Genomic DNA, 26,658 nt, shown 5'->3' with positions numbered 1-26,658 from the left:
ATCGGAGGATCAGTACTCCTCCGGTTCCTCCGGCGTTTTCGCGTGGAAATCCTTGCCCGCCGTACGGTTGCCGCGCGCGAGCGCGAAGACCACTCCCGACAGCAGCAGCAGCGCGATCAGGTTCGGCAGGACCATCAGGCCGTTGGCGATGTCGCCCATCCGCCAGATAAGGTCGCTCTCGCGGCTCGCGCCGATATAGATCGCCACGCACCACAGCACGCGCCAGATCATGTGGAGGATCTTTTCACCCTTGATGTTCGAGCCCGGAAACCGGTCGTAGATGAAGGTGATCGCGCGTTCGCCGTAATAGCTCCAGGTGAGGAGCGTGGTGAACACGAACAGCAGCAACGCGATCGAAGCGATCAGCGTGCCGATCGGGATCGCCGCAATCTCGAACGGGAATGCGGCGGCAAAGGCACCGCTGGTCACCGCGAAGCCATCCAGATCGGCCTGCCAGGCATGCAGCACCGGCTGCCCGTTATGGGTGAAATTGCCTTCCACCGTCAGGATCACCAGCGCCGTCATGGTGCAGATCACGATCGTGTCGATGAATGTACCCAGCATCGCCATGCGGCCCTGGAACTGCGGATCGTCGGTCTGCGCAACGGCGTGGGCGATCGGGGTCGAACCCTGACCGGCCTCGTTCGAGAACAGGCCGCGGGCGACACCGGCGCGGATCGCGAGGATGATCGCCGCGCCCACGAAACCGCCGCTTGCCGCCTGCGGGTTGAACGCCCCGTAGAAGATGCGCTGGAAGGTTTCCGGAATGTCCCCGATGTTGAGGATGATCGCGATGATCGCCATCACGATATAGGCCGCGGCCATGAACGGCACGACGCTTTCGGCAACTTTGCCGATCGACTTGATCCCGCCGATGATGACGATGAACACCAGCACCGCGACGATCAGACCGCCGGTCGATTCCTCGATCCCGAAAAGCTCGTTGAGGCCGTCGGCCACCGCGTTCGACTGGATGCCGTTGCCGGTGACCAGCGCCGATACCAACGTGCCGATGCAGAAGAAGATCGCGAGCCAGGTCCATTTCGGCCCCAGACCCATCATGATGTAGCTCATCGGACCGCCGCGATAGGTGCCGTCCGACGTGGTCTCGCGATAGCGGATCGCGAGCGAGCCTTCGGCGAAGGCCAGCGCCATGCCGAACAAGGCCGTGATCCACATCCAGAAGATCGCGCCCGGCCCGCCCAGGGCGATCGCCGTGGCGACGCCGGCGAGGTTACCGGTGCCGACCTGGCCCGAAAGCGCGGTCGAAAGCGCGGCGAACGGCGAGATCTCGCCCTTGCCTTCGCTCTTGCGGCCAGCAAACAGGTTCTTCAGCGCAGGCCACAGATTGGTGACCGGATAGCCGCGCAGGCCGATCATGAACCACAGCCCCGCGCCCAGCAGCACGATCGCCAGCGGCGGGAACGGGATCAGTTGCTCCCCATTCCACATGCCGCCCCAGATGAATTCGGAAATATTGGTGACAGGACCGAGCATACGCTCGTCGAACGTCATAGGTTGACCAGTGGCCATGTAAGAATTTCCCCTTTGAACTCCCGTTATGCAACAAGTGCTAACGGCACTCTTCGGCGAATACCAGCGTTTGTGCGTATTCCGCGGCGGGACAGGCCGAACACCCGGCGGCTTGCCCCAACGCCGCTCTTGCACATCGCGAGACAGGCGGTTAGAGGCCAAGTCAATTCCGACATCGATGGAAAATAGCCCCTCCCGGACTTGAACCGGGGCGGCGCAGGCCCCATCCCGGAAGACACGCGATTTTGACTACGGAAGCGAGACGATGGCCAAGACCACTCCCGGAGAATTCATCCGCCAGGTGCGGACCGAGGCATCGAAGGTCGTGTGGCCGACGCGCGCCGAAACCATCCAGACCGCGATCATGGTCGGCATCATGATGCTGATCCTCGCGCTGTTCTTCTTCGGCATCGACACCCTGTTCCAGGGCCTCGTCGGCTGGCTCCTCCGCCTCGCCTGATCCCTCCTGACTACGGACGCATAATGGCCCGCTGGTATATCATTCACGCCTATTCCGGTTTCGAGAACAAGGTGCGCGACGCGATCATTTCGGAAGCCGAGCGCCTCGGCCTGTCCGATGCGGTCGAAGACGTTCAGGTCCCGACCGAAACCATCACCGAGATCAAGCGCGGCAAGAAGGTGCAGACCGAACGCAAGTTCATGCCCGGCTACGTGCTGGCCAAGTTGATGATGACGGACGACGTCTATCACCTCGTCAAGAACACGCCCAAGGTCACCGGCTTCCTCGGCAACAACAACAAGCCGCAGGCGATCTCCGAACGCGAGGCCGCACGCTATTTCGGCGGCGTCGAAGATGCCAAGGCCGCGCCCAAGCGCGAGATCAGCGTCGATTACGAAATCGGCGACCAGGTCAAGGTCCTTGGCGGACCCTTCGCCAGCTTCAACGGCGTGGTGGAAGAGCTCGATTTCGACAAGCAGAAGGTCAAGGTCTCGGTCTCGATCTTCGGCCGCGCAACCCCGGTCGAGCTGGACTTCGAAGAAGTCGAACTGGTCAAGTAAGCGCCGCGGCCCCGCCTTTGGCGGGCCCGGCCGTTTACCCGCTCACCGCATCGAGCAGGATGCGCACCGGCGTCGGCTTGGAAAAAACCCTGTGATCCGGGAAATGCTCGGCGATGTCTTCGCGCAAGGCATGGCCCGAATAGAACACGAACGGAATTCCGCGCCGCGCGAGGTCGTGCGCAGCGGGAAATACGTCTTCTCCGCATAGATCGATGTCGAGGATGGCGGCATCGAACCCGCCGCCTGCCACTTTGACTTTCGTTTCGTCGAGCGTGGCGGTGACCGCGGCGATGTCGCAGCCCAGCTCTTCCAGCTCGACTTCGAGCTGCATCGCAATCAGCACTTCATCTTCGGCAATCAGGAGGCGCAAACAGGGCCTCCTCGACATTTTCCACTACTCGCGCAAATTGGCTGCCGGGAAGCGCATGCTGATCCGCCAGCCGCCGTCGGCACGCTCATATTCGGGAACACCGCCGAGCTGCTTCGCACACCGACGCACGAGATCGCTGCCGAACCCTTCGTCGAAGGGCTCAAGCGCTGTCGCTTCAGCGATATGCTCATGCCATTGAATGCGTACATCGTGGCGGTTTTCCCGCTCGTCCTCGTCAGCTTTCCGTCCCACCAAATCCCATGCGACCTGAATGGTTCCTCCATCCTTCGCCCATGCGCCGTATTTTGTCGCGTTCGTGGCGAGCTCGTGACACACCAGTGTAAGCGGCGTAACGCTGTGGCTGCCGATCTGGAAGTCGGGGCCCTCCATCGTGAGGGCGTCGGCATTAGGGCATTGGGCCGAAAGAACGCCCGTCAACAACGTGCGCAAGCCAACCGAGAAATCCTCTTCCTCGATCGAGGCGACATGCGCCGCAGACAGGGCATGAATGCGCGAACGGGCGGCAGCGATCATTTCATCGCGATCCTCGATCTGACGCGCGCTGATCGAAATCGCCGCATCGACCACCGCGAACAGGTTCTTCACCCGATGGCGCAACTCGCGGTTGAGCAGCGCCAGGCGGTTGCGCTCTTCCTCGAGATCGGCCTCGTGCTGTTTCTGCAGGGTGATGTCGCTGGCCGACGCGATGATTTCGATCACCTCTCCCCGCTCGTTCACGATCCGGCCGAGCTGGAAATCGACCGGCAGCAGACTGCCATCGGTTTTCATCGGACGCGCTTCGCGCCGTATGGTTTCCCCTTGCGCAGCGCGGGCGATGTCACTGCGCATCTGCTCCTGGATGAAGGGGTCGTAGTTCCACCAGGCCGCCTCCCAGAAATGCAGTCCGATGACGTCGTCCAGCTTCAGCCCGGCCACCGCAAGCGCAGCCTCGTCGACATCCTTGATCCGCCCATCCCGATCGAGCACGGCGACGAACGCGACCAGCTGGTTGATCAGCTGTCGCAGGCGTTTTTCGGTTCTGAACGAATCCCCTGGCACAAGTGCACATTACGCCCCGGGCACTGTTTTGCTAGGATATTTTTCCGAAATGAGGGCAGTACAACCGAAGCGCTGCGAGACGATCAGCTGCAAGGCGATGACGCCCTGCGCGCCCTCCCCGGTTCGCCTAATGCCGAACCAGTTCCACGCGCCGATTGCGCGCGGCCGCATCGGGATCCCCATCCTTCGCCAGCGGCCGCGTCGCGCCATATCCTGCGGTAGTAAGCCGAGAACCGTCGATCCCCGCCGCCACCAGTCTTTCCTTGACCGTGCGCGCTTCGTCGTCATCCGCGGCGGGGCGCAGCGTCGCCTTGTCGAGATCGAATTCGATGAAAACCGCCGCAGAATTTTCCTACTCGAAGCGCATATGCGACGATGCGTCCATGTATAGTTTGGAGGCTCGGATTAGTCCGATCGATCGGAAGGTTACACTTGAAGCGCGATATTCGCGTACAAACCTTTGAAACGTAGCGAACAATCGGAGTTACGCAGTTTTGCAAAACCCCCGTGTCGGTGGTCCATCCTCGTCCCTCTTCCAAGCAGCGGAATCGCTTGCAAATTGTGCGAAAAACGCTATCTGCGCGGCTTCCCAAGCCCAGCTTTGGAAAACCCGCGCGGGAGAGGCGCCATCCATCAAGATGGGTCGCTTCGTTCGTACCGCTTAACATGAGCCCTGCCCCTCGGTCTGCCGAAGGTCCGGGCGACAGTGAGAAAAGGAAGCCATCATGGCCAAGAAGATCGAAGGTTACATCAACCTTCAGGTGCCCGCCGGCACCGCCAACCCCTCCCCGCCGATCGGCCCCGCGCTCGGTCAGCGTGGCGTCAACATCATGGAATTCTGCAAGGCCTTCAACGCCGCCACGCAGGACATGGAAAAGAACGCCCCGATCCCGACCAAGATCACGGTCTATGCCGATCGCAGCTTCACCTTCGTCACCAAGTCGCCGCCCGCCAGCTATCTGCTGAAGAAGGCCGCCAAGGTGAAGAAGGGCTCGGGCGAGCCGAACAAGAACAAGATCGGCACGATCAAGACAAGCCAGGTCAAGGAAATCGCCGAGACCAAGATGGCGGACCTGAACGCCAACGACATCGACCAGGCCATGAAGATCATCGAAGGCTCCGCGCGTTCGATGGGCCTCGACGTGGTGGAGGGCTGAACATGACCAAGATCACCAAGAAGCAAAAGCTCGTCGCCGAGAAGGTCGACAACGAAAAGCTCTACTCGTTCGACGAAGCGCTGAAGATCCTGCGCGAATTTGGCGAGATGACGAAGCTCGACGAAACCGTCGAAATCGCCATGAACCTGGGTGTCGATCCGCGCCACGCCGACCAGATGGTCCGCGGTGTCGTCTCGCTGCCCTCGGGCACGGGCAAGGACGTCAAGGTTGCGGTCTTCGCACGCGGTGACAACGCCGAAAAGGCGCTGGCCGCCGGTGCCGACAAGGTCGGCGCGGAAGACCTGATGGAAGACATGCAGAACGGCAATCTCGATTACGATCGCGTGATCGCCTCGCCCGACATGATGGGCGTGGTCGGCCGTCTCGGTAAGGTGCTGGGTCCCAAGGGCCTGATGCCGAACCCGAAGCTGGGCACCGTCACCCCGAACGTGGAACAGGCCGTAAAGGACGCCAAGGGCGGCCAGGTCGAATTCCGCGTCGAGAAGATGGGCATCATCCACTCCGGCCTCGGCAAGATGAGCTTCAAGGACGAAGACATCAAAACCAACTTCAAGGCCTTCACCGACGCGATCGTCAAGGCCAAGCCGAGCGGCGCCAAGGGCAAGTATGTCCGCAAGGTCTCGCTGACCTCGTCGATGGGCCCGGGCCTGAAAATCGATATCGCCGAAGTCGAAGGCGCGTAAACCCGCGCCAGGGAAACGCGGTTAGCAAACCGCTTTCCTACAGGCATCGAACAATGCGAAGGGCCGGGGGAGCAATCCTCCGGCCCTTTTGCGTTCGGCACTATCGTACAAACACGGAGAAAGGCCGGAATGCTTGCGCATCCCGGCCCCTCTTCCTGGTCCTACAGGACGAGCTGATTACCAAGCGATCTGGAAGCCGCCACGGGCTCCGACTTCGCCGCTGTCGAAGCCGACGCCGAGCCCGGCGGAGACGGTCGTGTTATCGCTGACCCTGGCACTGAAGGCCATCGTGCCAGCGCCCTGATCGGCGAAATAGCCGACCCCGCCCGAAAGGCCGAAATTGGTTCCGGCAGGCAGAGCCGGGCTTTCCATGGCGAGGCCCATCGCGACACCTTCATTGGCGCGGCGGATGTCGAAGGTATTCTGCGACGTGAGCGCCTCGAGCGAGCTGATGCGCCCGTCCTGTGCAATCAGCGACGACTGCAGCGCGGTGATGGCCGACGTGTTGTTGGCCACGGCAGCACTTGTGGCCAGCGCGGTGCGTCCCAGGGTACCACCGGAATCGGTGGTTACCGCGAAGATGGTGCCTGCCTGGCTGGTCGTGCTGGTATCGAGACCGGCGATCACCACCTGGCCGTCATTGGCGGCAACCGCGCCATTGCCGATCGCGACGGAGTTGGCCCCCGACGCGACGGACTGGTTGCCGATCGCGACCGAACCGTCGCCCGATGCGGTAGCCGCTTCGCCGAGCGAGGTCGACCGCACGCCGCTGGCCACGGCGAGATGACCGATCGCCGTGGCCCGTTCTGCGGTCGACATCGCGCGCCAGCCATAGGCGCTGGCACCCGGGCCCATCGCGTTTGCCTGTCCACCGACTGCAGTGGTCGAAGGGCCGCTGGCGATCGTGGCCATGCCAGACGCGCCGTCGCGATTGCCGCCGATTGCGATCGAATCGCCGCCCAAAGCCTGGGCGGTGTTGCCGATGGCGATCGAATTGGTGCCTTCCGCAATCGAATCCTCGCCGCCGGCAAAGCTCTGGTCTCCCGAAGCGGTCGACTGGTGCCCCACGGCCGTGGCCATCGCACCGGTCGCCTGTGCCTGCCAACCCAGCGCGGTCGACCCAGGCGTGCTCGCAACGCTCTCACCGCCGATCGCGGTGGTCGAATTGCCCGTCGCCATCGCTGCATCGCCCAGCGCGAGGGCGTCGATACCGTTGGCGATCGATTCATTACCGATGGCGGTCGAGAAATCGCTTTGCGCGTCGGCATTCTCGCCGATTGCAAGCGAGCGGACGCCCTGTGCGGTCGCGAGGTGGCCGAGTGCAGTCGCGCGTTCGGCACTGGCATCGGCTTGCCACCCGATTGCGGTCGCGCCGGGGCCTTCGGCATTGCTCTCGCCACCGACTGCGGTGGTTGAGGGACCGTTGGCGTTGGCATCTTCGCCGCACGCCAGCGCATCCTCGCCCTCGGCGGTAGCGTTGGCCGTGCCGGTGGATGCTCCGTCATTGATCTCGACGACACATTCCGCGCCATCGTCGCCGACGATTTCCTGCGCCTGCGCCGTCGCGGGCAGGACCGTGAATGCGGCACCTGCAAGCAGCGACGCGGTGACGGTTTTCTTGAATTCGATAGTCATAGGCAAACCTCTTCCTGTTTTGGACCAGAAAGCCGCCTGAATTCCCTGTTTCCCCGTCCGCGATAGTTCCGACCCGCGAGCCATTCTACGACGCCCGTCAGTTCAGAAACCTCGTATCCAAAGAAGGAAATACGTGCGGCTGCCATCCGGATCTTTCGGATGACAGGAGCAGCTACGGTAACCCGACCGGTCCGGATGCGGATCGCGTGACGTTATTTCAGATGGAGCGGAAGAACCCGCTCAGAAGCGGACGATCAGACTGCGTCGAGCGCGCCCGCAACGAGGGTCGGTGTGGTCGGTGCGGCGTAGGTCGTGGCGCCGCGATCTTCCATGGTCACCGCCAGCAACGCCCCTTCGACCAGCAGTGCCTGCTCCTGCGCATTCAGGCGACGGTCGAAATCCCCGGAGGCCGGAATTGCGCCCAGCGAAACCGGGGCACCGCCGTCGGGCACGACCCACAATACAGGGACCTGCCGGTCCGAAGGCTGGAACCCGTCCGTGTGAATCACCAGCCGTTCGGATGCCGGATCGATGCGTCCGGCGAGCCGGATCGCACCGTCTTCGCTCGTCAACTGGGCGATCAGTTGCTGGGCCTGTGCCGCAGCCGTGGGCGCAGGCGTGGCCGGAGCTTCAGGCGTACCCGGCATGGCGAGGAAGAATGCGCCAATCAGCGCAGCGACGCCGGTGCCTGCCAGCACCATGCTCCAGGCCGACGGTCCGCGCCGGTCGCGTTCGACGCTCAACTCCACCGGGTCGCGGGCGGAGCGATCGCGACCCGCAAGACGCAGCTCGATCGCCGGCCACAACCGTGCCGAAGGTTCGACCGGCAAGATGTCCTCGGCCATGTTGGCGAGCCAGGAGTGCCACCAGTCCACCATCTCGGCGAACTCGCGATCGGCCAGGACGCGGCGCTGCGCCTCTGCCAGCTCGTTGCCCTCGAGCACGCGCAGCGCATATTCTCCGGCCAGGATCATCGGATCGTCGGCCATGATGCTGTCCTCAGGCACCGAGACACGCTTTCAGGCCGTTCAGGCCGCGTCGGATCCAGCTTTTGAGTGTGCCGAGCGGGACTTCGAGCCGCTCGGACAATTCGGAATGGGTCAAGCCGTCGAAAAAGGCGAGGCGGATCGATCGGCGCTGATCCTCCTTCAGCTCGTCCATACAACGCCGCAGCTTCTCATTGTCTTGCTGGCGACATAGCAATGTGTCGGGCAGCGGATCGGTATCCGTCGGTTCGGGCATGGCATCGTCGCGCATCGGAGCGGGCACGCGGGCATCGCTGCGTAAAGCATCGATCGCGGTGTTGCGCGCGATGGTACACAGCCAAGTGATTACGCTGGCCTTCTCAGGATCATAACGACCGGCCCGGTCCCACACTTTGAGATACACATCCTGCAACACGTCTTCAGCGCGCTCGCGATCGCGCATGATCCGAACGACCACTGCATAGAGTTTGCCCGATGTAAGGTCGTACACGGTCTTCAGCGCGGTGCGGTTGCCCGCCGCTACTTGGCCAAGGGCTTCCTGCAGCATCTGGCGGCGCTGATCGGGCTGGGGCTCGGAAGGCGGAGTGGGACTGATCACAAGGCGACATCGCTCCACTTACGTATCCATCTTGATAAGGGATGCATCGCAAGTGGCAAGGGCGGGATCAAATTCCGCCGGGTGTGAAGTCGAACCCGGCCGTGGCGAGCGCGTCGCATAGTGTATCAATGGCGCTGGCCAATTCGTCGCGATCGGTCGAGCGGATCACGAAATTGGCGCCGACCTTGCCCTCGCGGAAGAACGGGTAAGAGCCGATCTGGCACTGGGCATGCGCCTTTTCGACTTCGCGCAGGATATCGGCGACTTCGCTTTCCGCCGTCCAGCAGCCGATCGTTTCGGCAATCAGCGGCGCGCCACCTTCGAGCGTGCCAGTCAGCGCATCGAGCATGCCGGCGGTGATGTGGGGCACGCCTGCCATCATGTGGATGTTACCGATCTTGATGCCCGGCGCTCCGCTCATCCGGTTGGGAATGAGATCCGCACCTTCAGGCACGCGCGCCATGCGCAGGCGCGCCTCGGTCAATTCCTTGCCGATGCTGGCGTAATAGCGCTCCAGCATCGCGCGCGCTTCGGGATGCACCACCACGGTCACGTCGAGTGCGGCGGCTACGGCATCGACGGTGATGTCATCATGAGTCGGGCCGATACCGCCGGTGGTGAACATGTAGTCGTGGCTGTTTCGCAAGGCATTGACCGCTGCAACGATCGTCTCCTGCACATCCGGCACCACACGCACTTCGGCGAGGCGGATGCCCTGGACCTGCAGCCAGCTGGCCACTTGTGCGATGTTCTTGTCGTGCGTGCGGCCCGACAGGATCTCGTCACCGATGACGATCAGAGCGGCGGTGTAGATGCGGTTTTCGGCCATGCCGAAGGGCCTACTCCGCAGGCTCCAGCGTGTCACGCTCGACCTGCGCGCTTGCCGCAGCCTTGCCGAACGCAAGCACTCCGTCCTCGATCCGCCCGGTTTTCATGTCCTTGCGATCGCGGACATATTCCTGATTCAGCCGCCACGGCATCGCGGTGGCATTGCGCGGCATGATCTCCTTGGCACGCTGGATATAGCCGGAGGAGAAATCGAAAATGTCGTCTTCCTCCAGCCCGTGATTCTCGGGCAGGACTGGGGTGGCGAGATCGGCGCCCTTGTCGTCCATCCGGTTGAGCACGCGGCAAGTGTATTCGGCCACGAGGTCGGCGCGAAGCGTCCAACTGGCATTGAGATAGCCGAACACCGCCGAAAGGTTCGGCAGGTTCGAAAACATCGCGCCCTTGTAATAGAAGCGGTTCTCGAAAACGACCGGTTCGCCCTCTACCGAAATGTCGATCTTGCCAGCCATGGCGAGTTTCAGCCCGGTCGCGGTGACGATGATATCGGCCTTGATCAAATCGCCCGAGTTGAGGCGAACGCCGCCCTCCTCGAAAGCCTCGATATGCCCGGTTTCGATGTTCGCCCGCCCTTCGCGAATGGCGCGAAACAAATCGGCATCGGGCACCAGACAGAGCCGCTGATCCCACGGATCGTAAGGCGGGGTGAAAGCCTCCTCATCGAACGCCTCGCCCAGCTCCTTGCGGACCCGCTTGAACAGGAACTGTTTGACCTTCTCCGGCTTCGTCCGCGCGCGCTTGAAGCCGATGTCCTGCATCTTCACGTTCTTCCAGCGGGTGAAGCGATAGGCGGTCTCTTCGGGCAAGACCTTGCGCAGGAAGTTCGCCAAACGATCCTTGGCCGGGCGCGAGAAATAATAGGTCGGCGTGCGCTGGAGCATGGTCACACGCGCCGCCTTGTCGGCCATCGAAGGCACGATCGTGACCGCGGTCGCGCCCGATCCGATCACCACCACTTTCTTTCCCGTATAATCAAGATCCTCGGGCCAGAATTGCGGGTGGATGATCGTGCCGCCGAACGCGCTGGTTTCGAACCCGGCATCGTGCGGTTCGTCGTAATCGTAATAGCCCGAGCCGAGATAGAGCCAGCGCGAGGTCAGCGTGTCGCCGCCCTCTAGCGTGACCGTCCAGCGCGCGCTGTCGATATCGAAATCGGCCGATACGACCTTGCTGTTGCAGCGGATGTGATCGCGGATCCCGCGTTCGTCGGCGATGCGGTTGAGATAGTCGAGGATCGCCGGCCCATCGGCGATCGATTTCTCGTGCTTCCACGGTTCGAAGACGAAGCCGAGCGTGTGCATGTCGCTATCGGAGCGTATGCCGGGGTACCGAAACAGGTCCCACGTACCGCCGAGCTGTTCGCGCCGCTCGAGCAGGGCATAGGTGCGATCGGGGCACATGCTCTCCAGATGCGCCGCCATTCCGATTCCGGAGATGCCCGCTCCGACGATCAGGACATCGTAATCGAAAGTGGTCTCGGCAATTTGGCTTGCAGTCATCTGGCTCTCCCTACTTACACAAATGTAAGCGAGGCCATGCTTGTTGGCCAGAGCCAAAAGTCAGACGTGGATCAGGCCGAATTTCAGTCCCTTGATCGTCGCGCCGATGCGGTCACGTGTCTCCAGTTTGGCGAAGAGTCGCTTTACATAGGTCGAAACCGTCTCGGGCGAGATCCCGAGCAGGCTGGCAATTTCGTTGTTCGAATGCCCTCTCGAGATGCCGAACAGCACCTCGCGTTCACGGTTTGAAAGCGCGATATGGTGGTCGACCGGCTGGTTAAGAAAATCAACGATACGGCGGTGAGTGGCACTCGCCACGGCGATCAATGTGCGAACACGCTTGTCGTCGATGCTGACTTCATCCACGAACCCGTAGGAGGCGTAAGCATTGCGGTAGTTGGGGCCGTACAACGGGATCGCGACACCATGTACAAGGCCCGCGGCATGCGATTTTTCGAAGTACTCGACCGTCTGTGGAGGGACATTGCCCTTGGCGAGTACCTCATCCTTTGCTTCCAGCCACGTCATGGTGCGCCCTTGCGCGATCACCTGATCCGGCAACGGATCGAATGCGCGGAAAGCCGGATCTCCGTAAAGCTTTAGCCATTCCTTCGGGAAACCATCCGCATAAATCTCCACGACTCCGGAAGAGTGCCGTGCGAAAGCAGGAGTCAGATGGTAGGACTGACACCACGTGCCTTGCGACCGGGCCGTCTCGATCATCACGTTTGCAACATCATCAATCGCGTCGATATTCGCGATCGCGATGGCGAGTTTCGCCTGGTCGCTGACGAAGATGGCCGAGAATATCTCGCAGCACCGCGCCGATACTCCGCATACGGGCCGCGGGCCGCATCGAACGAACCGGGTTTGTTACGAGCACGACCTCGTGCTGGACGCCCTTGCAAAACAGTCCCTGTGCGAACGCGCAAGGAGAAGTGCTTTATTCTCCGAGCGGATTTTCATCCGGTGAGGATGGGACAGCCTCATGATCCTCTATCGCAATCGGGTCAAAGGTCGCAGGACACCTCTCATCGCTCTAGTGATCGAGCTTGAATGCCCTGCGCGTGACATCGAAGATGCGATCGCCGTATTGGTGGACGTCAATTTGGTCACATGGTGCCCGCGACGACATTTCCTGCGCCTGACGGAACACGGAGCGGAACTGGTCCGTGAGTATTTCCTTGATGATGCGCCCCTCTCATTGCCTGAGCCGGATTGCATTGCGTAGGCAGAAGGAACCCGTCGGGTCAGGCCAGGCATCAAGAGACAATAAGGGTGGATCAGGCGTAAATCAGCCCAAGCTTCAGCCCTTTGACGGTCGCGCCGATACGGTCATGCGTATCCAGCTTTTCGTAGAGACGTTTCACATAAGTGCCGACGGTTTCGGGAGAGATACCGAGGCGTAACGCGATCTCGGCATTGGAGCACCCTTCTGCGATGCGCTCGAGGACCTCGTGTTCGCGTTCCGACAAGCCGATATTCGCCTGCTCGCAATCGTCGAGCAATTCGACGATCCGGCGGTGCGCGGTGTTCATCATCCGCACCAGTGTCTCGACCTTTTCGCCGTTAACATCGACCTCTTCGTCGAAGCAGAAGGCGGCATAACCATCGCGGCAATTGGGACCATAGAGCGGGATCCCGATCCCATGGACAAGTCCGTGGTCTTTCATCGCTTCGAAAAACCGCTCCGTGCCCGGCGGTGTGTCCGGTTTGGCCCGTATTTGCGCGATCGCGTCCGACCAGGTCATCGGCGCCCCGTAACCTACGACGAAATCCGGCATGGGATCACTCTCCCGGAACGCAGGATCCGAATAGATATCCGTCCACGTCTCGGGATAACCTTCCGAGCACATCTGGACGTTGGCCGAGTTTTGACGCTGGAACCTCGGTGTGAGGTGGTATGAATAGCACGTCGCACCAGACATTTTCGCGCCCGCGATTACGAGGGTGCGGATAGCGTCGATCTCATTCTGCTGGCTTATGGCGGTCAGGATATCCTGCATCGCATTGCCTTGTCCTTTCCCGTGTCCTGACGGGATCTTGAGAGAATTCGGAGCGCAGTTCGAGATACAGAGCCTGCCTCCCAGTAAAATTCGTCACAACTCCAACGAACGAAAAGAAATTTAGTTTCTATTTCAGCGACTTCTCGTCCTTGTCCCCAGATTGCGGGACTTTTCAGACAGATAAGCCTCGCTTAATTCGCCGTCCATCGATCGCACGAGACGAAATCGGCGAACTCGTCAAATAATTGTCATGAATGCGAACCCGGCATCATGTCCGGAAACGCAGCGGTGAAAAGATGTTGAGCAAAGTCGGAAAAGCAAACCACGTCGAAGAACTTCGCCGGCATGCGCGGCGGCTGTCGCGGCAGGCCTGGTCGCTGTTGCGCCTCGCCGACACGATGGCCGACGAAATGGTGGCGGAAGACGACAAGATCGCGCTGGCGGCCGATCCGTTCGCCTACGAGCATGAGCAATTGCTCGAAGCGATGGCGCTGCGCATGCTGCGCGAACGCTCGCGCCGGCGCAAACTGTTCCCCGCGCACCTTTTCGGCGAATGCAGTTGGGACATTATCCTGATGCTCTATCGCTACAGGGTGCAGGGCAGGCGTGCCGCGACCAGCAATTTCGCCGTCGACCTGGATTGTCCCGTCCGGGTCATCGAGGACAACCTGAAAGAACTGAAAGCAGAAGGTCTGGTCGAATGGTGCGACCGTACGCATTTCGTTCGCCTGAGCGATGACGGTGCATCACGCGTGCGCAGCTTCTTCGTCGAAGAGGATATCGCCAACGAAGCCGATAACGATACCGGCTCGCGTCTCGACTGCGCCTGACGCAGTCGAACGGGCGTCCGGTCAGGCCGGAGCTCCGTACAGATCGTGGGCGTCGGCATCCTCGACCTTTACGTCGATGATGTCGCCGGCCTGCAATTTTGCCGAGACATTGCGCAGATAGACCGCGCCGTCGATTTCGGGGGCGTCGGCCTGGCTGCGCGCGGTCGCGCCGATATCGCCATCCTCGTCCGGCTCGCCGACTTCGTCGACGATCACCGGAATGGTGCTGCCTACCTTTGAGGCGAGCTTGGCTGCGGAAATCCGTTCGGTGACCTCCATCAGCCGCGCATAACGCTCTTCCTTGACCTCCTCGGGCACCGCACCGGGCAGATCGTTGGCCTGCGCCCCTTCGACGGGTTCGAAGCGGAAACCGCCGACCCGGTCGAGCTGCGCTTCCTCGAGCCAGTCGAGCAGATAGCGGAAATCGTGCTCCGTTTCGCCGGGAAAGCCGACGACGAAGGAGGAGCGCACCGCGATATCGGGGCAGATTTCGCGCCAGCCCTTCAGCCGTTCAAGCACCTTGGCCTCGTTCGCCGGACGCTTCATCGCCTTCAGGACCGAAGGTGCCGCGTGCTGGAACGGGATGTCGAGATAGGGCGTCACCAGGCCTTCGGCCATCAACGGAATCACCGCGTCGACATGCGGATAGGGGTAGACATAGTGGAGCCGAATCCACGGCGGCGCGCCGTCGGCCGTGCGCAGGCCGCCCAATTCGCGCGCCAGATCGGTCATATGCGCCCGGACGTCGTGGCCCTTCCACTGGCGGGTCTCGTGCCGGATATCGACCCCATAGGCGCTGGTGTCCTGGCTGATGACCAGCAATTCCTTGGTTCCCGCCGCGACCAGCTTCTCCGCCTCGCGCAGCACCGCATCGACCCGGCGACTGGCGAGCTTCCCGCGCAGATCGGGGATGATGCAGAACGCGCAGGAATGATTGCAGCCCTCTGAAATCTTCAGATAGCCGTAATGGCGCGGGGTCAGCTTGATGTCGGGCTGCGGGATCAGATCGACGAACGGACCGCGCGCCGGCGGCGCAGCCTCATGAACCGCTTCGACAACCTGTTCGTATTGATGCGCGCCCGTTACCGCGAGGACTTGCGGATGGGCGGCGCGGATCGCGTCGGCATCCTCGCCCATGCAGCCGGTCACGATCACGCGGCCATTTTCGGCGATGGCCTCGCCGATTGCCTGGAGGCTTTCCTCCTTGGCCGAATCGAGAAACCCGCAGGTGTTGACCAGCACGACGTCGGCGCCGGCATAATCGGGGCTCATCGCATAGCCGTCGGCGCGCAGGCGCGTGAGAATGCGCTCGGAATCCACCAGCGCCTTCGGACAGCCGAGGCTGACCATGCCCACTTTCGGGGCGTCTTCGATCCGCGTTGCCATGATGGGGCGCGCCTCTACACCAGTAGAGGGCTTTGCGCTAGATCACGATTGCATGAGCCGGATGCGCCTCAGGAAGCGCCGGTGGCCTGCTCGTTCTCGATCTCGTTACCCGGCTTGTCTCCGAAGGCCTCGCCATCGGTGGTGGGAATGATCTCGACCACCACGTCGCCCTTGCGCAGCGACTGGCATTCATCTTCCCAGAAGCCGAGCGCGCGGCCGTCGCGATAAACGCGCAGGCCCCTGCCCCCGGTGTCGAGTTCGTAGATCGCCTTGCCGCATTCGTCCTCGGTCACTTCGCGCTCGACCAGCTGGACGCGTCCGGAAACCGAGGCGAGATCGGCGAGGTAATCGGCGATATGCGCGCCTTTGGCAGAGCCGGCGAGCAGCAGCCCGGTAAACCGCACCGGATTGATAACGTTGTTGGCCCCCGCCTGCCGCGCGAGCAGTTCGTTGTCGTCTGCGCGCACCACGACCGAGATCGGCACCCTCGGTGCGATATGGCGAACCGTCAGCACGATCAGGATCGAGGTATCGTCACGCCCGGCTGAAACGAGCACGGACTGCGCCTGCGTGATCCTGACCGCCTTCAGCGTCTCGTCACGTGTCGCATCGCCGACCAGCACGTTGCAGCCGAGGATCTCCGCCTCTTCTAACCGCTGCTGGCTGCCATCGACCACGACGATGCAATGCGGGTCGATCCCGCGCTCGATCAATTCGCCGACCGCCTCGGAGCCGGATATCCCGTAGCCGAGCACGACGATATGGTCGTCGAGCTGATCCTGGATACGTTGCATGCGGAATTTCTCCCAAGAGCGTTTGATGACGAAATTGTAGGCGGTGCCGACGAAGATGACGAAGACGAGGACACGGATCGGCGTCACGATGATCGCTTCGACCAGTCGCGCGCGATCGGACACCGGGGCGATATCGCCGAAGCCGGTGGTGGTGATCGAGATCATCGTAAAATAGACGACGTCGAGGAAACTGACCTCGCCATCGACCGCGTCGACCAGGCCGCCACGGTCCCACCAGTGCACCATGATGACGACGAAGACGAGGAACAGCGCGGCCAGCGTGCGGATGCCGATATCGGCCCAGACCGGCACCTTCACCGCGCGCTTCAGTGGCTGGAAGCGCGTACGCCCCTTGTTGGTCGAAGATTTGCTCACTGATCGATCACCGCGGGAACGTCTCCTCGAGCGCTTTCAGCTCCGCCTCGCATGTGAGGTCGAGCTGGAGCGGGGTGACCGCGATATAGCCATCCTCGATCGCTTCCAAGTCCGTTGCGTGGCCGGCCGTGTGTTCGATCCCGTGCAAGCCGAACCAATAGTATCGGAAACCGCGCGGATCGCGGCCTTCCACCACCGAGCCACGAGCGTAATCGTGGAAGCCCTGCCGAACCGCGCGCACGCCCTTCACTTCTTCGGGCGCGATCGCGGGAAAGTTGATGTTGATCAGTCCGCGCTCGCGCCGTGGCAGGGCGAACAGCGGCTCGAGCACCTTGGCACCCCATTCGCGTGCCGCGCCGAACGGCACATCGTTGCCCAAGCCCTCGCGCGAATAGACCTGGCTCAACGCGATCGAGCGCACGCCCGCCAGCGCACCTTCCATCGCCGCCGAGACCGTGCCCGAATAGGTGATGTCGTCGCCCAGATTGGCCCCGCGATTGACGCCGGACAGGATCACGTCGGGCGGCGAATCGAGCACCTGCTTCAGGCCCATCGTCACCGCATCGGTCGGCGTGCCGGTGACTGAGAAGCGCCGCTCGCCATGCTTGCGCAGCCGCACCGGGCGAGTGAGCGTGAGCGAATGTCCGGCGCCCGAGGCTTCCTCGGACGGGGCGACGATCCACACATCGTCGGTGAACTGGCGCGCGATATGTTCGAGCACTTCGAGGCCCGGCGCGTGGATCCCGTCGTCATTGGTGAGAAGAATGCGCATCAGGCAACGGCCTCCAGCTTGGTTAGCCCGCCCATATATTGTTGCAGCACGTCGGGCACGGTCACGCTGCCGTCTTCGTTCTGATAGTTCTCCAGCACAGCGACGAGCGTGCGACCGACCGCGAGGCCCGAGCCGTTGAGCGTGTGAACGAAGGCGGTCTTCTTCTCGCCCTCCGGCCGATAACGGGCATTCATCCGCCGCGCCTGGAAATCGCCGGTGTTCGAGCAGGAACTGATCTCGCGATAGGCCCCCTGCCCCGGCAGCCACACTTCAAGATCGTAGGTCTTGCGCGCGCCGAAGCCCATGTCGCCGGTGCACAGCAGCATCTTGCGATAGGGCAGGTCCAGCGCTTCGAGGATGCCCTCGGCACATTCGGTCATCCGCTCATGCTCGGCCTCGCTGTCTTCGGGCCGGCAGATCGAGACCATTTCGACCTTTTCGAACTGGTGCTGGCGAATGAATCCGCGCGTATCCTTGCCCGCCGCCCCAGCTTCGGAGCGGAAGCACGGCGTCAGCGCGGTGAGGCGCATAGGCTGCGAAAGATCGTCGATGATCTCGCCCATCACCGAGCTGGTGAGGCTGACCTCGGAGGTGGGGATCAACCACAGACGTCGGTTGTCTCGAGCATTGACTGCATCCCAAGCGACGTCTTTCTGACGTGCCAAGGTTTCAGCTGACCAAGGTCCGCCGGTTGAGACTTCTGAAGCCTCATCGATTATTTTGTCTATTGTTTCGCGTTTGATGGTCCAAGCGGTTTCGAAGCTATCTTCGGCGAACTTGGGCAACTTGTCGGTGCCATACATCGCCGCATCGCTCACCAGCACCGGAGGGTTGCATTCGCTGTACCCGTTCTCGTCCACCTGCCGGTTGAGCATGAATTGGGCGAGCGCCCGGTGAAGCCGAGCCATGCCGCCGCGCAGGAAGGTGAAGCGCGCGCCGGAAATCTTCGCACCGGTCTCGAAATCCATCCCCAGCGCGGGGCCGAGATCGGCGTGTTCTTTCGGCGTGAAATCGAAATCGGGCTTCTCGCCCCACCTCGACACTTCGACATTGTCGTCCTCGTCCGCACCATCGGGAACGTCGGCGGCGGGAATATTGGGCAGCATTTCAAGAATGCCGGTGAGCTGCGCGCCCAGTTCGCGCTCCTGCCCCTCGAGCGCGGGCATCGCCTGCTTGATCTCGGCGACTTCGCCCTTCAGCCGTTCGGCTTCATCCTTGTCGCCCTTCCCCATCGCCTGGCCGATCGCTTTCGACGAGGCATTGCGGCGCGACTGCATGTCCTGGAGCTTGGTCTGGACTTCGCGGCGGCGGGCATCGAGCGCGATCACCTCGTCGGCGACCGGATCGGCTCCCCGGCGGGCGAGAGCGGAGTCGAAATCCTGCGGGGCGGAGCGGATGGTAGCGAGATCGTGCATGCGCGGCGCTATGGCGGCTTTCGCCCTTGGGCTCAAGACGCCGCTACAGCGGGGCGATCGAGCGCGGCCTGCGGAACGCTCCCCCCGGCCAACCGTTGGTGAGGCAAAGGAGAATACCACATGATTGGCAAGATTATCGGAGCATTCGTCGGCGGCAAGGCCGCCCAGCAGTCGCGCGGGATTGACGGTCCTGCAGGAGCCCTGATCGGCGTCGCCGCCGCGTCGGCCCTGCGTCGCCTCAGTATCCCCGCCATGATCGCGCTTGGCGCGGGCGGGTATCTCGCGAAGAAGTATTTCGACAAGCAGCAGGCGGAAAACGACGCGCCTCCGGCACTCGAGAACCGATCGCCCAGCACCACCAAGGCGACCACGCGCGAGCCGGCAACGGTCTAACGCGACACCGCCATTTCAAACGCGAACGGGCCCGGACGATGCGAATCGTTCGGGCCCGTTTGCTGTTGCGCCATGGCAGGGGTGACAGGATTCGAACCCGTGGCCCTCGGTTTTGGAGACCGATGCTCTACCAGCTGAGCTACACCCCTGCAGGCGGATGCGCGCTCTAAGGCGGACGCGCGCGAATGGCAAGCGGATAGGCGCGCAGGGTTCGCGATGCTAGGGACAGGGGATCGATGCATGCCCCCCCGCCGCCTCCGCCGATTCCGGTCGATATCCTGCTCGCCGCCTATCGCAGCGGGATCTTCCCGATGGCCGATGCGCGCGATGAAACCGAAATCTTCTGGGTTGAACCGCGCGAACGCGCGATCATCCCGCTCGACGGCTTTCCCGCCTCGACCTCGCTGCGCAAGCTCCTGCGGCAGCAGCGCTTCGAGGTGACCTGCAATCGGGATTTCGCTGCCGTCGTCGACGGCTGCGCCGAGCCGCGGCCTGACGGCGAGGACAGCGAATCGGGCACGTGGATCAGCCATGGGATCGAAGCGAGCTACACGGCGCTCCACCAGGCCGGGCATGCGCATTCGATCGAAGTCTGGCGCGAGGGCGGACTGGTGGGCGGGCTCTACGGCGTCGATTTGCCCGGCACCTTCTGCGGGGAAAGCATGTTCAGCCGGGCCGACAACGCTTCAAAGATCGCGCTGGCGTGGCTCGTGGCGGCGATGCGCGAGTGCGGCAAGCAATTGCTCGATTGCCAATTCATCACCTCCCATCTGCGCTCGCTCGGGGCGCAGACTCTATCGCAGGACGATTATCTGACGCTTTTGCGCCGCGCGCTGAAAAGCGAATCGGTGACGCTGCCCGAAGGGTTCGGGGCGCTCGAAGCCCGCGCTCAGGCGTCGGGTGTTTCGCCCGGGAAGCTCATTGCGCAATCCTTCACCCACACATCGTAGACCGGGTGTTCGACCACGTTGACGCTGGGCGAGTTCTTGAACAGCCATCCCGAGAACACGCGCCGCCAGTCGACATCGCCGCCATCGGGCCCGCGTTCATTGACGAAGACCTGCGCAAAGGCGCCGGTTTCGGCGGGGCGTTCCCACGGCGGAGTCCGCTCGCAAGTGGCGAGGCGCACGATCACATTGCCCGCGCGCTTGGTTTCGCCGGGCTTGATCTCGATATCCTGTGTCAGATTGTTGCGCTTGTTAAGCAGGCCGAGCGTCGCAACGCGTTCTTCGCGCGGAGTCGCGCCCTCGATTTCATCGGCAGGTTCGACCGGCGGCGTATCGGCGCGCTCGATCTCGTCGGGAATCTCGTTGCGCGCGACGGTGTTTTCAGCCGGCTCGTCCTTGCAGGCGCTCAGCGCCAGCAGCGCCGCCAGCGGCAAAACCGCGCGCATCACGCGTCCGGCGACCACGCTTCGTAATCGCCCGTGGCGCGCGCGCGGTTGCCGCCGCGCTGGATCGCGCCCTGTGGAAGGTAGCGCGTTTCGGTGCCGGTGGCGTTGGGGGTGTAATCGGCTTCCCAGACCTTGGCCGGCGGCAGGAAGCTTTCCGGCACATCGTCGCCCGAACCGTGGAGCCAGCCGTGCCATTCGCTCGGCACGCGGCTCGCATCGTTGGCGCCCTCGTAGATCACCCAGCGACGCTCGCGACCGTCTCCGGTCTTCTTCTTCGAGCGATAATACTTGTTGCCCTGCGCGTCGGTGCCGACATGTTCGAACCCGCGCGATGCGGCGAGCATGGTGCCGATCGTAGCACCGTTCCACCAGGTGAAGATCTTGGAGAGGATTTTCATAGCGCGCTGCGCCTAGCCCAAGCGCCGCCCGGCTGCAATCGCTTGCTGGCCCTTACCACGACACCGTGTCGCCCGGTTCGATCTTCAATTCGGCCGCGCGACCCCCGGCAATCTCCAGCACTGCGATCACCGGCCCGTCCGACGGGATCGGATCGAGCGAATAGGGTTCGGCCATCGCGGCGATGTTCACGATCCGCTTGTCCGCCCCGATGAAGAGCAGATCGAGCGGAATGAGCGTGTTCTTCATCCAGAAACTACGCTCTTGCGGCTGTTCGGTGGGGAAAATCATCGCTTGATCCGCACCCAGTTCCGAACGGAACATCAGCCCCTTCGCCTGTTCCTGCGACGACCCGGCGACCTCGGTCGTGAACACATGCTTGCCTTCGCCCGTGTCGATCGTGACGTCGATCAGCTCGAGACCCGATTCGGCGTGGGTGCGCGCGGCGGTTTCCTGCGGCGGAGCTTCCTCTGTCGCGCTGGTCGAACAGGCCGCAAGCGCCAGTGCGCCAAGTATCGCCCCGATGGGAAAACGCACCGATTTCAGTCTTCTGTATCCGCCACCCATTCTTCCGCCTCGTTCTCGCTTCTTGCATCGACGATCGCGCGCGCATGGTGCGGCGCATGTCCGGCGCGCATCATCGCCGCCACCTGCTTCTCACGCAATGGCTGATCCACCGTCACGCGCGAAAACGGGCCGAAGCGTCGCCGCCGCGCCAGCGCCAGCGCCGCCATTCGGCGATCGCGTTCCTCCGGCGCATGCTCATCGCGGATGTCTCCTGACACGCCGGCATGGTGGAGCGCCTGCGAGATACGCTGCGCGCCATAGCCCCGCCGCAACAGCGCATCGGACTTGGCAGCGGCATAAGCTTCATCGTCCACGAAGCGCTGCTCGACGCATTTCGCAACGATCTCATCGACCGGCGGGTCGCCGTCGCCCGCCCAGCCACGCTCGCGCAATTTGCGGCGCAGATAATCCTCGAGTTTTTTCGCCGTGGTCATATAGCGCCCGGCATAATGCAGCGCGAGATCGCTGAGTTGCGCACGTTCGAGTGGCGGGCGAGGCTTGCGCGGACGGCTCATTGCCCTATTCATGCCACACTTGGCCCTAAACAGGGACCCCAGATTGCCAACGAGCCGTCCCTCAATGGCAGAGTAAGCGCAAAAGCGCCGCGAAAACAAATGCTTGGGATGAAGAGCGGGACATTTCACTGATATGACAGACTCGACCGGCACCCTCGTGCCGACCCCCAACGGGGATGCCCTCGAACGCCGTTTCGCCGATTTTCGCACTTTCGGAGAAGCCATCGATTATGCCGCTTCCGGCACGCGCGGGTTGAATTTTCACGATCCACGCGGCACGCTCGAAAGGGTGTATCCATATAGCGAATTGCGTGACGATGCCCTGGCCATGGCGCGCCGGCTCGTCGCGCACGGCATCGCGCCGGGTGACCGGATTGCGCTGATCGCGGAAACCAATCCGCATTTCGCGGCACTGTTCTGCGGCTGTATCTATGCCGGGGCGTGGCCGGTTCCGCTGCCGCTGCCGACCACGTTCGGCGGCAAGGATAACTATACCGATCAGCTCGCGGTCCAGCTCAAAAGCTGCGATCCCAAGGTCCTGTTCTTCCCGGAAGAGATCAGCGAATTGGTGGGCGACGCCGCCAAGGCCCGCGAGGTCGAAGCGATTTCCTGGGAAGAATTCACCACGCGTGACGCGGCCGATTGCGACCTGCTCGAATCCAGCCCGGACGATATCTGCTATCTGCAATATTCGAGCGGCTCGACCCGCTTCCCCCACGGGGTCGCAGTCACCCATGCTTCGCTGCTCAACAATTTGCGGGGCCATGGGCTCGGCATGAAGCTGGAGCCGAAGGACCGCTGCGTATCGTGGTTGCCGTGGTATCACGACATGGGTCTCGTCGGCTGCCTGCTTTCTCCGATCGCGAACCAGGTTTCGACCGACTATCTGAAAACCGAGCATTTCGCCCGGCGTCCGCTCGCCTGGCTCGATCTGATCAGCCGCAACCAGGGCACCACGCTCAGCTATTCGCCGACGTTCGGCTACGACATCTGCGCGCGCCGCATTTCCAGCCAGAGCAACGTCGCCGAACGGTTCGACCTGTCGCGCTGGCGCGTGGCGGGCAACGGGGCGGACATGATCCGGCCAGACGTTATGCAGAACTTCGTCAACGCCTTTGCCGACGCGGGATTCAAGGCCTCGTCCTTCCTGCCGAGCTACGGCCTCGCCGAAGCGACCCTGGCCGTCACCATCATGCCCCCGGGCGAAGGCATCCGCGTCGAACTCGTGGAAGAGGAACGCCTTTCGGGCTCCGCCCGCGATCTGTCACGCCCGGCGCGCTATCGCGCAATCGTGAACTGCGGCAAGCCGGTGACCGACATGGAAGTCGAGATCCGCGCCGAAGACGGCAGCGCCAAGGCGGACCACCAGATCGGCAAGGTCTGGTGCAAGGGTCCCAGCGTCATGCACTCCTATTTCCGCGATCCCGAATCGACCGAGGCCTGCATGGTCGATGGCTGGCTCGACACCGGGGACATGGGCTATCAGGCGGACGATTACCTGTTCATCGTCGGCCGGGCGAAGGACATGATCATCATCAACGGCAAGAACCACTGGCCGCAGGATATCGAATGGGCGGTCGAGCAACTGCCCGGCTTCAACCACGGCGATATCGCGGCCTTCGCGATCGAGACCGAGGACGGGGCCGAAGCGCCTGCCGTGCTGGTCCATTGCCGCGTTTCCGATCCGGAAGAGCGACGCAAGCTGCGCGACCAGATCCGCGACAAGGTGCAATCGGTCACCGGGACGCCATGCGTTGTCGAACTCGTGCCGCCGCGTACACTTCCCCGCACCAGTTCGGGCAAGTTGAGCCGCGCCAAGGCCAAGAAGCTCTATCTGACCGGAGAGATCGCGCCGCTCGATCTCGCAGCCTGATATCTTCTTTCGCCCGTACGAACGGGCGGCGAACCGACAGACTCCCCTTTCCGATCGATTTGCACGAGCATTTCGTGGAATCGCGCGCTAGGATGCTTGAACTACGTGTCCTGCATACCTAATACAGTGGGCGGAGGATTGAATGGCCGAAACGAAGACGACCACCGCAGTTGAAACCGATCTCGAACTGACTCCGCCCGATCCGGTGCCCGCAGTTGCACCCGAAAAGGCGGCGGGTCTCGTACCGGTTTCGGAAGAGAAGAAATCGAAGCTTGAGGAAAAGGTCGAAGGCTTCGTCACCGAACTGGTGTCGATCGACGCCAATTCGCCTGAATTCGGCAAGAAGGTCGACCAGATCACCAATATGGGCCGCCGGGAAATCCAGGCGGCGGCGCAGATGTCGAACCGCTTCCTCGATCGTCCGGTCCGCGCGATGGACCAGGACGAAGGCGTCGGCGCCAACCTGATGGAACTTCGCACCGTGGTCGAGGATCTCGACCCTTCGAAGCGCGGCAAGCTGACCACCGGTCGCAAGATCCTCGGCATCATTCCCTTCGGCAACAAGCTGAAGAGCTATTTCCAGAGCTACCAGAGCGCGCAGACGCATATCCAGTCGATCCTCGGCAAGCTGGCGAACGGCAAGGACGAACTGCAGATGGACAATGCCGCAATCGACGTCGAACGGCAGAAGCTGTGGGAGGCGATGGGCAATCTGGAGCAGATGATCCACATCTCCCGCGCGCTCGATGCCAAGCTCGAAGACAAAGCCGACGAGCTCGACGCGACCGATCCCGAAAAAGCCAAGGCGATCCGCGAAACCGCGCTGTTCTACGTCCGTCAGCGCACGCAGGACCTGCTCACGCAAATGGCGGTCAGTGTGCAGGGCTATCTCTCGCTCGATCTGGTCAAGAAGAACAATATCGAACTGGTGAAAGGCGTCGATCGCGCCAGCACCACCACGGTCGGTGCGCTGCGCACCGCGGTGACGGTGGCCGAGGCCATGACGAACCAGCGCCTCGTGCTGGGGCAGATTACCGCGCTCAACGACACCACTGCCGGGATCATCGATTCTACCAGCACCATGCTGCGCGAGCAGACCGGCAAGATCCATGAGCAGGCTGCCGCCTCGACCATCCCGCTCGAAACGCTGCAGCGCGCATTCCAGAACATCTACGACACGATGGACGAGGTCGACGAATTCAAGATTCGCGCGCTCGACTCGATGAAGCAGACGGTTGAAACACTGTCGGGCGAAGTCGAAAAATCGAAGGGCTATATCGCCCGCGCCGAAGGCCAGTCTCAGGCCCAGAAGCAGGTGTCCGACGGCGGCCTGCTGAGCCTCGAAGGGTAAGACAGGTCCGATGGGCGATTTGACCGATCAATCCGACCGTCTGATCCAGCAGGGCCGTGTCCTGCGCGACGACAATCGCGCAGGCGGACGGCACCGGCGCGAGGGTTCGATCGGCCAAGGTGCTGCACGCGCCAAGCGCTCGAACATCCTCGACCGCGTGAAGTACTTCGTCGGTGCCGTGCTGGCGATTCTCGTGGCCGGGACTGCTGCCGGCATCATTCTGAACGGAATCGGCTTTGTCGGCGTCATGCTGATCGCGCTGGCGGTGATTGTTGCCGCGTTTGTGTTCGGGAATTATCCGAAGGTGAAGACGCCGAAACGTGCCGACCTGACGAAGACGCAGGATGCAGGGCGTCTGGTCGCGCAGACCGAATTGTGGCTCGAAAACCAGGTGCCTGCCCTGCCCGCGCCTGCCGCGCGCGTGGTCGAGGACATGGGCGTTCAACTGGATGCCCTTGGCCTCCAGCTCGACAGTATCGACGCCGGTCATCCGGCCGCGCAGCAAGTCCGCAAGCTGGTCGGCGAGCACCTGCCCGAGACGATCGAGAGCTATCGCCGCATTCCGGCCCATTTGCGCAACGAAGAGCGCGCTGGATCGACGCCCGATGCGCAAGTGACAGAAAGCCTGTCGAAGATCTCCAAGGAGATCGATCATGTGACCCGCCAATTGGCCGCCGGCGATCTCGACGATCTCGCGATCAAGACGCGCTACCTCGATTACGCCTATGGCGATGTCGAGGCGCTCGAAGACAAGTCGGCCGATCGCCGCAATGGAGAGAACGGCTGATGCGTATTGCGATTCCCCACGAACTTACCCGCGAGGAAGTTCGCCGACGCATGGCGGGCTCGTCCGACCAGCTGAAGGACTATGTCCCCGGCGGCATGGCCGATGTGGAAACCGACTGGCCGAACGAGGACCGGATGCGGCTTTCGGTCGCGGCAATGGGGCAGGAGGTTACCGGGCATGTCGATATCGAGGACGCACAAGTCGTCTTCAATGTGACGCTGCCACCCGCTCTGTCTTTCTTCGGACCGATGATCGAAAAAGCGATCCATAAGGGCGGCACCAAGATGCTCGACCATCGCAGCGGTCGAGTGGCCGAGGATTGAGTCGGGATTTCGGGAACTTAACGTACCGCACACCATTTCTGTCCCAGCGACCCTCGCACGGCCCATGTCTTTGCG

At 62.4% G+C, this 26,658-nt stretch carries 32 protein-coding genes and 1 tRNA gene; 13 read left to right on the top strand and 20 right to left on the bottom strand.

Translation table 11 applies throughout. The features are described from left to right. Positions 1–9 precede the first annotated feature (9 nt). Positions 10–1,533, bottom strand: a complete 1,524-nt coding sequence (locus GRI68_RS01590) for an alanine/glycine:cation symporter family protein (RefSeq protein ID WP_160615389.1) — start codon at positions 1,531–1,533, stop codon at positions 10–12. A gap of 265 nt (positions 1,534–1,798) precedes the next feature. Here GRI68_RS01590 and secE point away from each other — a divergent pair, with 265 nt between their 5' ends. Together secE and nusG are read left to right on the top strand one after the other, a co-directional pair. Continuing rightward, the gene (gene secE / locus GRI68_RS01585) at positions 1,799–1,993 is read left to right on the top strand and encodes a preprotein translocase subunit SecE (RefSeq protein WP_160615388.1); all 195 of its coding nucleotides are present in this window, start codon (positions 1,799–1,801) and stop codon (positions 1,991–1,993) included. A 23-nt stretch (positions 1,994–2,016) separates the two neighbouring features. Next, entirely contained in the window at positions 2,017–2,553 is a 537-nt protein-coding gene (nusG, locus tag GRI68_RS01580) for a transcription termination/antitermination protein NusG (RefSeq protein ID WP_160615387.1), read from the top strand. 34 nt (positions 2,554–2,587) lie between these two features. On the opposite strand, the gene GRI68_RS01575 is transcribed toward nusG, so the two are convergent. The 3 genes from GRI68_RS01575 to GRI68_RS13990 form a co-directional block, all read right to left on the bottom strand. Beyond that, positions 2,588–2,923, bottom strand: coding sequence for a response regulator (locus GRI68_RS01575; RefSeq protein ID WP_160615386.1), 336 nt, complete (start codon positions 2,921–2,923; stop codon positions 2,588–2,590). 24 nt (positions 2,924–2,947) lie between these two features. Next, positions 2,948–3,982: a sensor histidine kinase gene (locus GRI68_RS01570; RefSeq protein WP_160615385.1), complete on the bottom strand. Its 1,035-nt coding sequence runs from the start codon at positions 3,980–3,982 to the stop codon at positions 2,948–2,950. Positions 3,983–4,109: 127 nt separating this feature from the next. Then, the gene (locus GRI68_RS13990; RefSeq protein ID WP_407643358.1) at positions 4,110–4,286 is read right to left on the bottom strand and encodes an OmpA family protein; all 177 of its coding nucleotides are present in this window, start codon (positions 4,284–4,286) and stop codon (positions 4,110–4,112) included. A gap of 421 nt (positions 4,287–4,707) precedes the next feature. Here GRI68_RS13990 and rplK point away from each other — a divergent pair, with 421 nt between their 5' ends. Both rplK and rplA read left to right on the top strand, forming a co-directional pair. Further along, positions 4,708–5,139 (top strand): 50S ribosomal protein L11, encoded by a 432-nt coding sequence (gene rplK / locus GRI68_RS01560; protein WP_160615384.1) that lies wholly within the window; start codon positions 4,708–4,710, stop codon positions 5,137–5,139. A 2-nt stretch (positions 5,140–5,141) separates the two neighbouring features. Next, a complete protein-coding gene (gene rplA / locus GRI68_RS01555) occupies positions 5,142–5,843 on the top strand; it encodes a 50S ribosomal protein L1 (protein ID WP_160615383.1) in 702 nt (233 codons plus the stop codon). 177 nt (positions 5,844–6,020) lie between these two features. Here rplA and GRI68_RS01550 read toward each other — a convergent pair whose 3' ends face one another. The 6 genes from GRI68_RS01550 to GRI68_RS13940 all read right to left on the bottom strand — a co-directional run bounded on the left by GRI68_RS01550 (position 6,021) and on the right by GRI68_RS13940 (position 12,133). Further along, a complete protein-coding gene (locus GRI68_RS01550; RefSeq protein WP_160615382.1) occupies positions 6,021–7,478 on the bottom strand; it encodes a YadA-like family protein in 1,458 nt (485 codons plus the stop codon). 254 nt (positions 7,479–7,732) lie between these two features. Next, positions 7,733–8,467: an anti-sigma factor gene (locus GRI68_RS01545; protein ID WP_160615381.1), complete on the bottom strand. Its 735-nt coding sequence runs from the start codon at positions 8,465–8,467 to the stop codon at positions 7,733–7,735. Positions 8,468–8,477: 10 nt separating this feature from the next. Then, positions 8,478–9,062, bottom strand: a complete 585-nt coding sequence (locus GRI68_RS01540; RefSeq protein ID WP_325063739.1) for an RNA polymerase sigma factor — start codon at positions 9,060–9,062, stop codon at positions 8,478–8,480. Between the two features lie 67 nt (positions 9,063–9,129). Continuing rightward, positions 9,130–9,891, bottom strand: coding sequence for a competence/damage-inducible protein A (locus GRI68_RS01535; RefSeq protein ID WP_160615380.1), 762 nt, complete (start codon positions 9,889–9,891; stop codon positions 9,130–9,132). 10 nt (positions 9,892–9,901) lie between these two features. Beyond that, entirely contained in the window at positions 9,902–11,407 is a 1,506-nt protein-coding gene (locus GRI68_RS01530; RefSeq protein WP_160615379.1) for a flavin-containing monooxygenase, read from the bottom strand. Positions 11,408–11,467: 60 nt separating this feature from the next. Then, positions 11,468–12,133 (bottom strand): helix-turn-helix transcriptional regulator, encoded by a 666-nt coding sequence (locus tag GRI68_RS13940; RefSeq protein WP_325063738.1) that lies wholly within the window; start codon positions 12,131–12,133, stop codon positions 11,468–11,470. Positions 12,134–12,173: 40 nt separating this feature from the next. Here GRI68_RS13940 and GRI68_RS01520 point away from each other — a divergent pair, with 40 nt between their 5' ends. Then, positions 12,174–12,380 (top strand): hypothetical protein, encoded by a 207-nt coding sequence (locus GRI68_RS01520; protein WP_160615377.1) that lies wholly within the window; start codon positions 12,174–12,176, stop codon positions 12,378–12,380. Between the two features lie 15 nt (positions 12,381–12,395). Further along, the gene (locus tag GRI68_RS01515; RefSeq protein WP_160615376.1) at positions 12,396–12,638 is read left to right on the top strand and encodes a hypothetical protein; all 243 of its coding nucleotides are present in this window, start codon (positions 12,396–12,398) and stop codon (positions 12,636–12,638) included. 52 nt (positions 12,639–12,690) lie between these two features. Here the strand turns inward: GRI68_RS01515 and GRI68_RS01510 are convergent, their stop codons facing one another. Continuing rightward, a complete protein-coding gene (locus GRI68_RS01510; RefSeq protein WP_234028827.1) occupies positions 12,691–13,335 on the bottom strand; it encodes a helix-turn-helix transcriptional regulator in 645 nt (214 codons plus the stop codon). A 374-nt stretch (positions 13,336–13,709) separates the two neighbouring features. On the opposite strand from GRI68_RS01510, the gene GRI68_RS01505 reads away from it, so the two are divergent. Continuing rightward, positions 13,710–14,243, top strand: a complete 534-nt coding sequence (locus GRI68_RS01505; RefSeq protein WP_160615374.1) for a hypothetical protein — start codon at positions 13,710–13,712, stop codon at positions 14,241–14,243. Between the two features lie 21 nt (positions 14,244–14,264). On the opposite strand, the gene rimO is transcribed toward GRI68_RS01505, so the two are convergent. The 4 genes from rimO to serS form a co-directional block, all read right to left on the bottom strand. Next, entirely contained in the window at positions 14,265–15,629 is a 1,365-nt protein-coding gene (gene rimO / locus GRI68_RS01500) for a 30S ribosomal protein S12 methylthiotransferase RimO (RefSeq protein ID WP_160615373.1), read from the bottom strand. 68 nt (positions 15,630–15,697) lie between these two features. Next, positions 15,698–16,798, bottom strand: coding sequence for a potassium channel family protein (locus GRI68_RS01495; RefSeq protein ID WP_160615372.1), 1,101 nt, complete (start codon positions 16,796–16,798; stop codon positions 15,698–15,700). Between the two features lie 7 nt (positions 16,799–16,805). Beyond that, entirely contained in the window at positions 16,806–17,570 is a 765-nt protein-coding gene (surE, locus tag GRI68_RS01490; protein WP_160615371.1) for a 5'/3'-nucleotidase SurE, read from the bottom strand. Continuing rightward, positions 17,570–18,985: a serine--tRNA ligase gene (gene serS, locus GRI68_RS01485; RefSeq protein ID WP_160615370.1), complete on the bottom strand. Its 1,416-nt coding sequence runs from the start codon at positions 18,983–18,985 to the stop codon at positions 17,570–17,572. The genes surE and serS overlap by 1 nt, the downstream gene beginning before the upstream one ends. 120 nt (positions 18,986–19,105) lie before the next feature. On the opposite strand from serS, the gene GRI68_RS01480 reads away from it, so the two are divergent. After that, positions 19,106–19,378 (top strand): hypothetical protein, encoded by a 273-nt coding sequence (locus tag GRI68_RS01480; RefSeq protein ID WP_199799688.1) that lies wholly within the window; start codon positions 19,106–19,108, stop codon positions 19,376–19,378. 73 nt (positions 19,379–19,451) lie between these two features. Here GRI68_RS01480 and GRI68_RS01475 read toward each other — a convergent pair. Next, a tRNA-Trp gene (locus GRI68_RS01475) sits at positions 19,452–19,527 on the bottom strand. A gap of 87 nt (positions 19,528–19,614) precedes the next feature. Here GRI68_RS01475 and aat point away from each other — a divergent pair. Continuing rightward, positions 19,615–20,328: a leucyl/phenylalanyl-tRNA--protein transferase gene (gene aat / locus GRI68_RS01470; RefSeq protein ID WP_160615369.1), complete on the top strand. Its 714-nt coding sequence runs from the start codon at positions 19,615–19,617 to the stop codon at positions 20,326–20,328. On the opposite strand, the gene GRI68_RS01465 is transcribed toward aat, so the two are convergent. The 4 genes from GRI68_RS01465 to GRI68_RS01450 are packed head-to-tail and all read right to left on the bottom strand — an operon-like array spanning position 20,268 to position 22,249. Then, positions 20,268–20,771 carry a DUF2155 domain-containing protein gene (locus GRI68_RS01465; protein WP_199799687.1) on the bottom strand — a complete coding sequence of 168 codons (504 nt, stop codon included), beginning with the start codon at positions 20,769–20,771 and terminating at the stop codon, positions 20,268–20,270. The two genes, aat and GRI68_RS01465, sit on opposite strands and share 61 nt — an antisense overlap. Then, on the bottom strand, positions 20,771–21,169 hold the full coding sequence (locus GRI68_RS01460) for an NADH:ubiquinone oxidoreductase subunit NDUFA12 (protein ID WP_160615367.1): 399 nt from the start codon (positions 21,167–21,169) through the stop codon (positions 20,771–20,773). The genes GRI68_RS01465 and GRI68_RS01460 overlap by 1 nt, the downstream gene beginning before the upstream one ends. A gap of 52 nt (positions 21,170–21,221) precedes the next feature. Continuing rightward, the gene (locus GRI68_RS01455) at positions 21,222–21,704 is read right to left on the bottom strand and encodes a DUF192 domain-containing protein (RefSeq protein ID WP_325063737.1); all 483 of its coding nucleotides are present in this window, start codon (positions 21,702–21,704) and stop codon (positions 21,222–21,224) included. A 5-nt stretch (positions 21,705–21,709) separates the two neighbouring features. Then, positions 21,710–22,249: a regulatory protein RecX gene (locus GRI68_RS01450; protein ID WP_160615365.1), complete on the bottom strand. Its 540-nt coding sequence runs from the start codon at positions 22,247–22,249 to the stop codon at positions 21,710–21,712. A gap of 133 nt (positions 22,250–22,382) precedes the next feature. Between GRI68_RS01450 and GRI68_RS01445 the strand changes: the two genes are divergently transcribed. The 4 genes from GRI68_RS01445 to GRI68_RS01430 all read left to right on the top strand — a co-directional run bounded on the left by GRI68_RS01445 (position 22,383) and on the right by GRI68_RS01430 (position 26,583). Then, on the top strand, positions 22,383–24,122 hold the full coding sequence (locus GRI68_RS01445) for a fatty acyl-AMP ligase (protein ID WP_160615364.1): 1,740 nt from the start codon (positions 22,383–22,385) through the stop codon (positions 24,120–24,122). A 142-nt stretch (positions 24,123–24,264) separates the two neighbouring features. Then, entirely contained in the window at positions 24,265–25,473 is a 1,209-nt protein-coding gene (locus GRI68_RS01440) for a toxic anion resistance protein (RefSeq protein ID WP_160615363.1), read from the top strand. A 10-nt stretch (positions 25,474–25,483) separates the two neighbouring features. Continuing rightward, positions 25,484–26,260, top strand: coding sequence for a hypothetical protein (locus GRI68_RS01435; protein ID WP_160615362.1), 777 nt, complete (start codon positions 25,484–25,486; stop codon positions 26,258–26,260). Next, entirely contained in the window at positions 26,260–26,583 is a 324-nt protein-coding gene (locus GRI68_RS01430) for a polyhydroxyalkanoic acid system family protein (protein WP_160615361.1), read from the top strand. The genes GRI68_RS01435 and GRI68_RS01430 overlap by 1 nt, the downstream gene beginning before the upstream one ends. Positions 26,584–26,658 lie beyond the last annotated feature (75 nt).

Origin of the sequence: Alteriqipengyuania halimionae, from assembly GCF_009827575.1 — a bacterium.
GTDB classification, from domain to species: Bacteria; Pseudomonadota; Alphaproteobacteria; order Sphingomonadales; family Sphingomonadaceae; genus Alteriqipengyuania_A; species Alteriqipengyuania_A halimionae.
Note: the sequence above shows the minus strand (reverse complement) of the source record. Positions and strands in the feature narration are given on the sequence as shown.

What these genes read in the sequence shown, in the direction of transcription:
- GRI68_RS01530 (WP_160615379.1), bottom strand. Translation starts at nt 11,407, where the DNA reads ATGACTGCAAGCCAAATTGCCGAGACCACTTTCGATTACGATGTCCTG.
- rplK (WP_160615384.1), top strand. Translation starts at nt 4,708, where the DNA reads ATGGCCAAGAAGATCGAAGGTTACATCAACCTTCAGGTGCCCGCCGGC.
- GRI68_RS01430 (WP_160615361.1), top strand. Translation starts at nt 26,260, where the DNA reads ATGCGTATTGCGATTCCCCACGAACTTACCCGCGAGGAAGTTCGCCGA.
- GRI68_RS01445 (WP_160615364.1), top strand. Translation starts at nt 22,383, where the DNA reads ATGACAGACTCGACCGGCACCCTCGTGCCGACCCCCAACGGGGATGCC.
- GRI68_RS01545 (WP_160615381.1), bottom strand. Translation starts at nt 8,467, where the DNA reads ATGGCCGACGATCCGATGATCCTGGCCGGAGAATATGCGCTGCGCGTG.
- rplA (WP_160615383.1), top strand. Translation starts at nt 5,142, where the DNA reads ATGACCAAGATCACCAAGAAGCAAAAGCTCGTCGCCGAGAAGGTCGAC.
- GRI68_RS01450 (WP_160615365.1), bottom strand. Translation starts at nt 22,249, where the DNA reads ATGAGCCGTCCGCGCAAGCCTCGCCCGCCACTCGAACGTGCGCAACTC.
- GRI68_RS01480 (WP_199799688.1), top strand. Translation starts at nt 19,106, where the DNA reads ATGATTGGCAAGATTATCGGAGCATTCGTCGGCGGCAAGGCCGCCCAG.
- rimO (WP_160615373.1), bottom strand. Translation starts at nt 15,629, where the DNA reads ATGGCAACGCGGATCGAAGACGCCCCGAAAGTGGGCATGGTCAGCCTC.
- GRI68_RS01550 (WP_160615382.1), bottom strand. Translation starts at nt 7,478, where the DNA reads ATGACTATCGAATTCAAGAAAACCGTCACCGCGTCGCTGCTTGCAGGT.
- aat (WP_160615369.1), top strand. Translation starts at nt 19,615, where the DNA reads ATGCATGCCCCCCCGCCGCCTCCGCCGATTCCGGTCGATATCCTGCTC.
- serS (WP_160615370.1), bottom strand. Translation starts at nt 18,985, where the DNA reads ATGCACGATCTCGCTACCATCCGCTCCGCCCCGCAGGATTTCGACTCC.
- surE (WP_160615371.1), bottom strand. Translation starts at nt 17,570, where the DNA reads ATGCGCATTCTTCTCACCAATGACGACGGGATCCACGCGCCGGGCCTC.
- GRI68_RS01435 (WP_160615362.1), top strand. Translation starts at nt 25,484, where the DNA reads ATGGGCGATTTGACCGATCAATCCGACCGTCTGATCCAGCAGGGCCGT.
- GRI68_RS01535 (WP_160615380.1), bottom strand. Translation starts at nt 9,891, where the DNA reads ATGGCCGAAAACCGCATCTACACCGCCGCTCTGATCGTCATCGGTGAC.
- GRI68_RS01505 (WP_160615374.1), top strand. Translation starts at nt 13,710, where the DNA reads ATGTTGAGCAAAGTCGGAAAAGCAAACCACGTCGAAGAACTTCGCCGG.
- GRI68_RS01520 (WP_160615377.1), top strand. Translation starts at nt 12,174, where the DNA reads ATGGCGAGTTTCGCCTGGTCGCTGACGAAGATGGCCGAGAATATCTCG.
- GRI68_RS01465 (WP_199799687.1), bottom strand. Translation starts at nt 20,771, where the DNA reads ATGCGCGCGGTTTTGCCGCTGGCGGCGCTGCTGGCGCTGAGCGCCTGC.
- GRI68_RS01590 (WP_160615389.1), bottom strand. Translation starts at nt 1,533, where the DNA reads ATGGCCACTGGTCAACCTATGACGTTCGACGAGCGTATGCTCGGTCCT.
- GRI68_RS01510 (WP_234028827.1), bottom strand. Translation starts at nt 13,335, where the DNA reads ATGTCTGGTGCGACGTGCTATTCATACCACCTCACACCGAGGTTCCAG.
- nusG (WP_160615387.1), top strand. Translation starts at nt 2,017, where the DNA reads ATGGCCCGCTGGTATATCATTCACGCCTATTCCGGTTTCGAGAACAAG.
- GRI68_RS01460 (WP_160615367.1), bottom strand. Translation starts at nt 21,169, where the DNA reads ATGAAAATCCTCTCCAAGATCTTCACCTGGTGGAACGGTGCTACGATC.
- GRI68_RS01515 (WP_160615376.1), top strand. Translation starts at nt 12,396, where the DNA reads ATGATCCTCTATCGCAATCGGGTCAAAGGTCGCAGGACACCTCTCATC.
- GRI68_RS01440 (WP_160615363.1), top strand. Translation starts at nt 24,265, where the DNA reads ATGGCCGAAACGAAGACGACCACCGCAGTTGAAACCGATCTCGAACTG.
- secE (WP_160615388.1), top strand. Translation starts at nt 1,799, where the DNA reads ATGGCCAAGACCACTCCCGGAGAATTCATCCGCCAGGTGCGGACCGAG.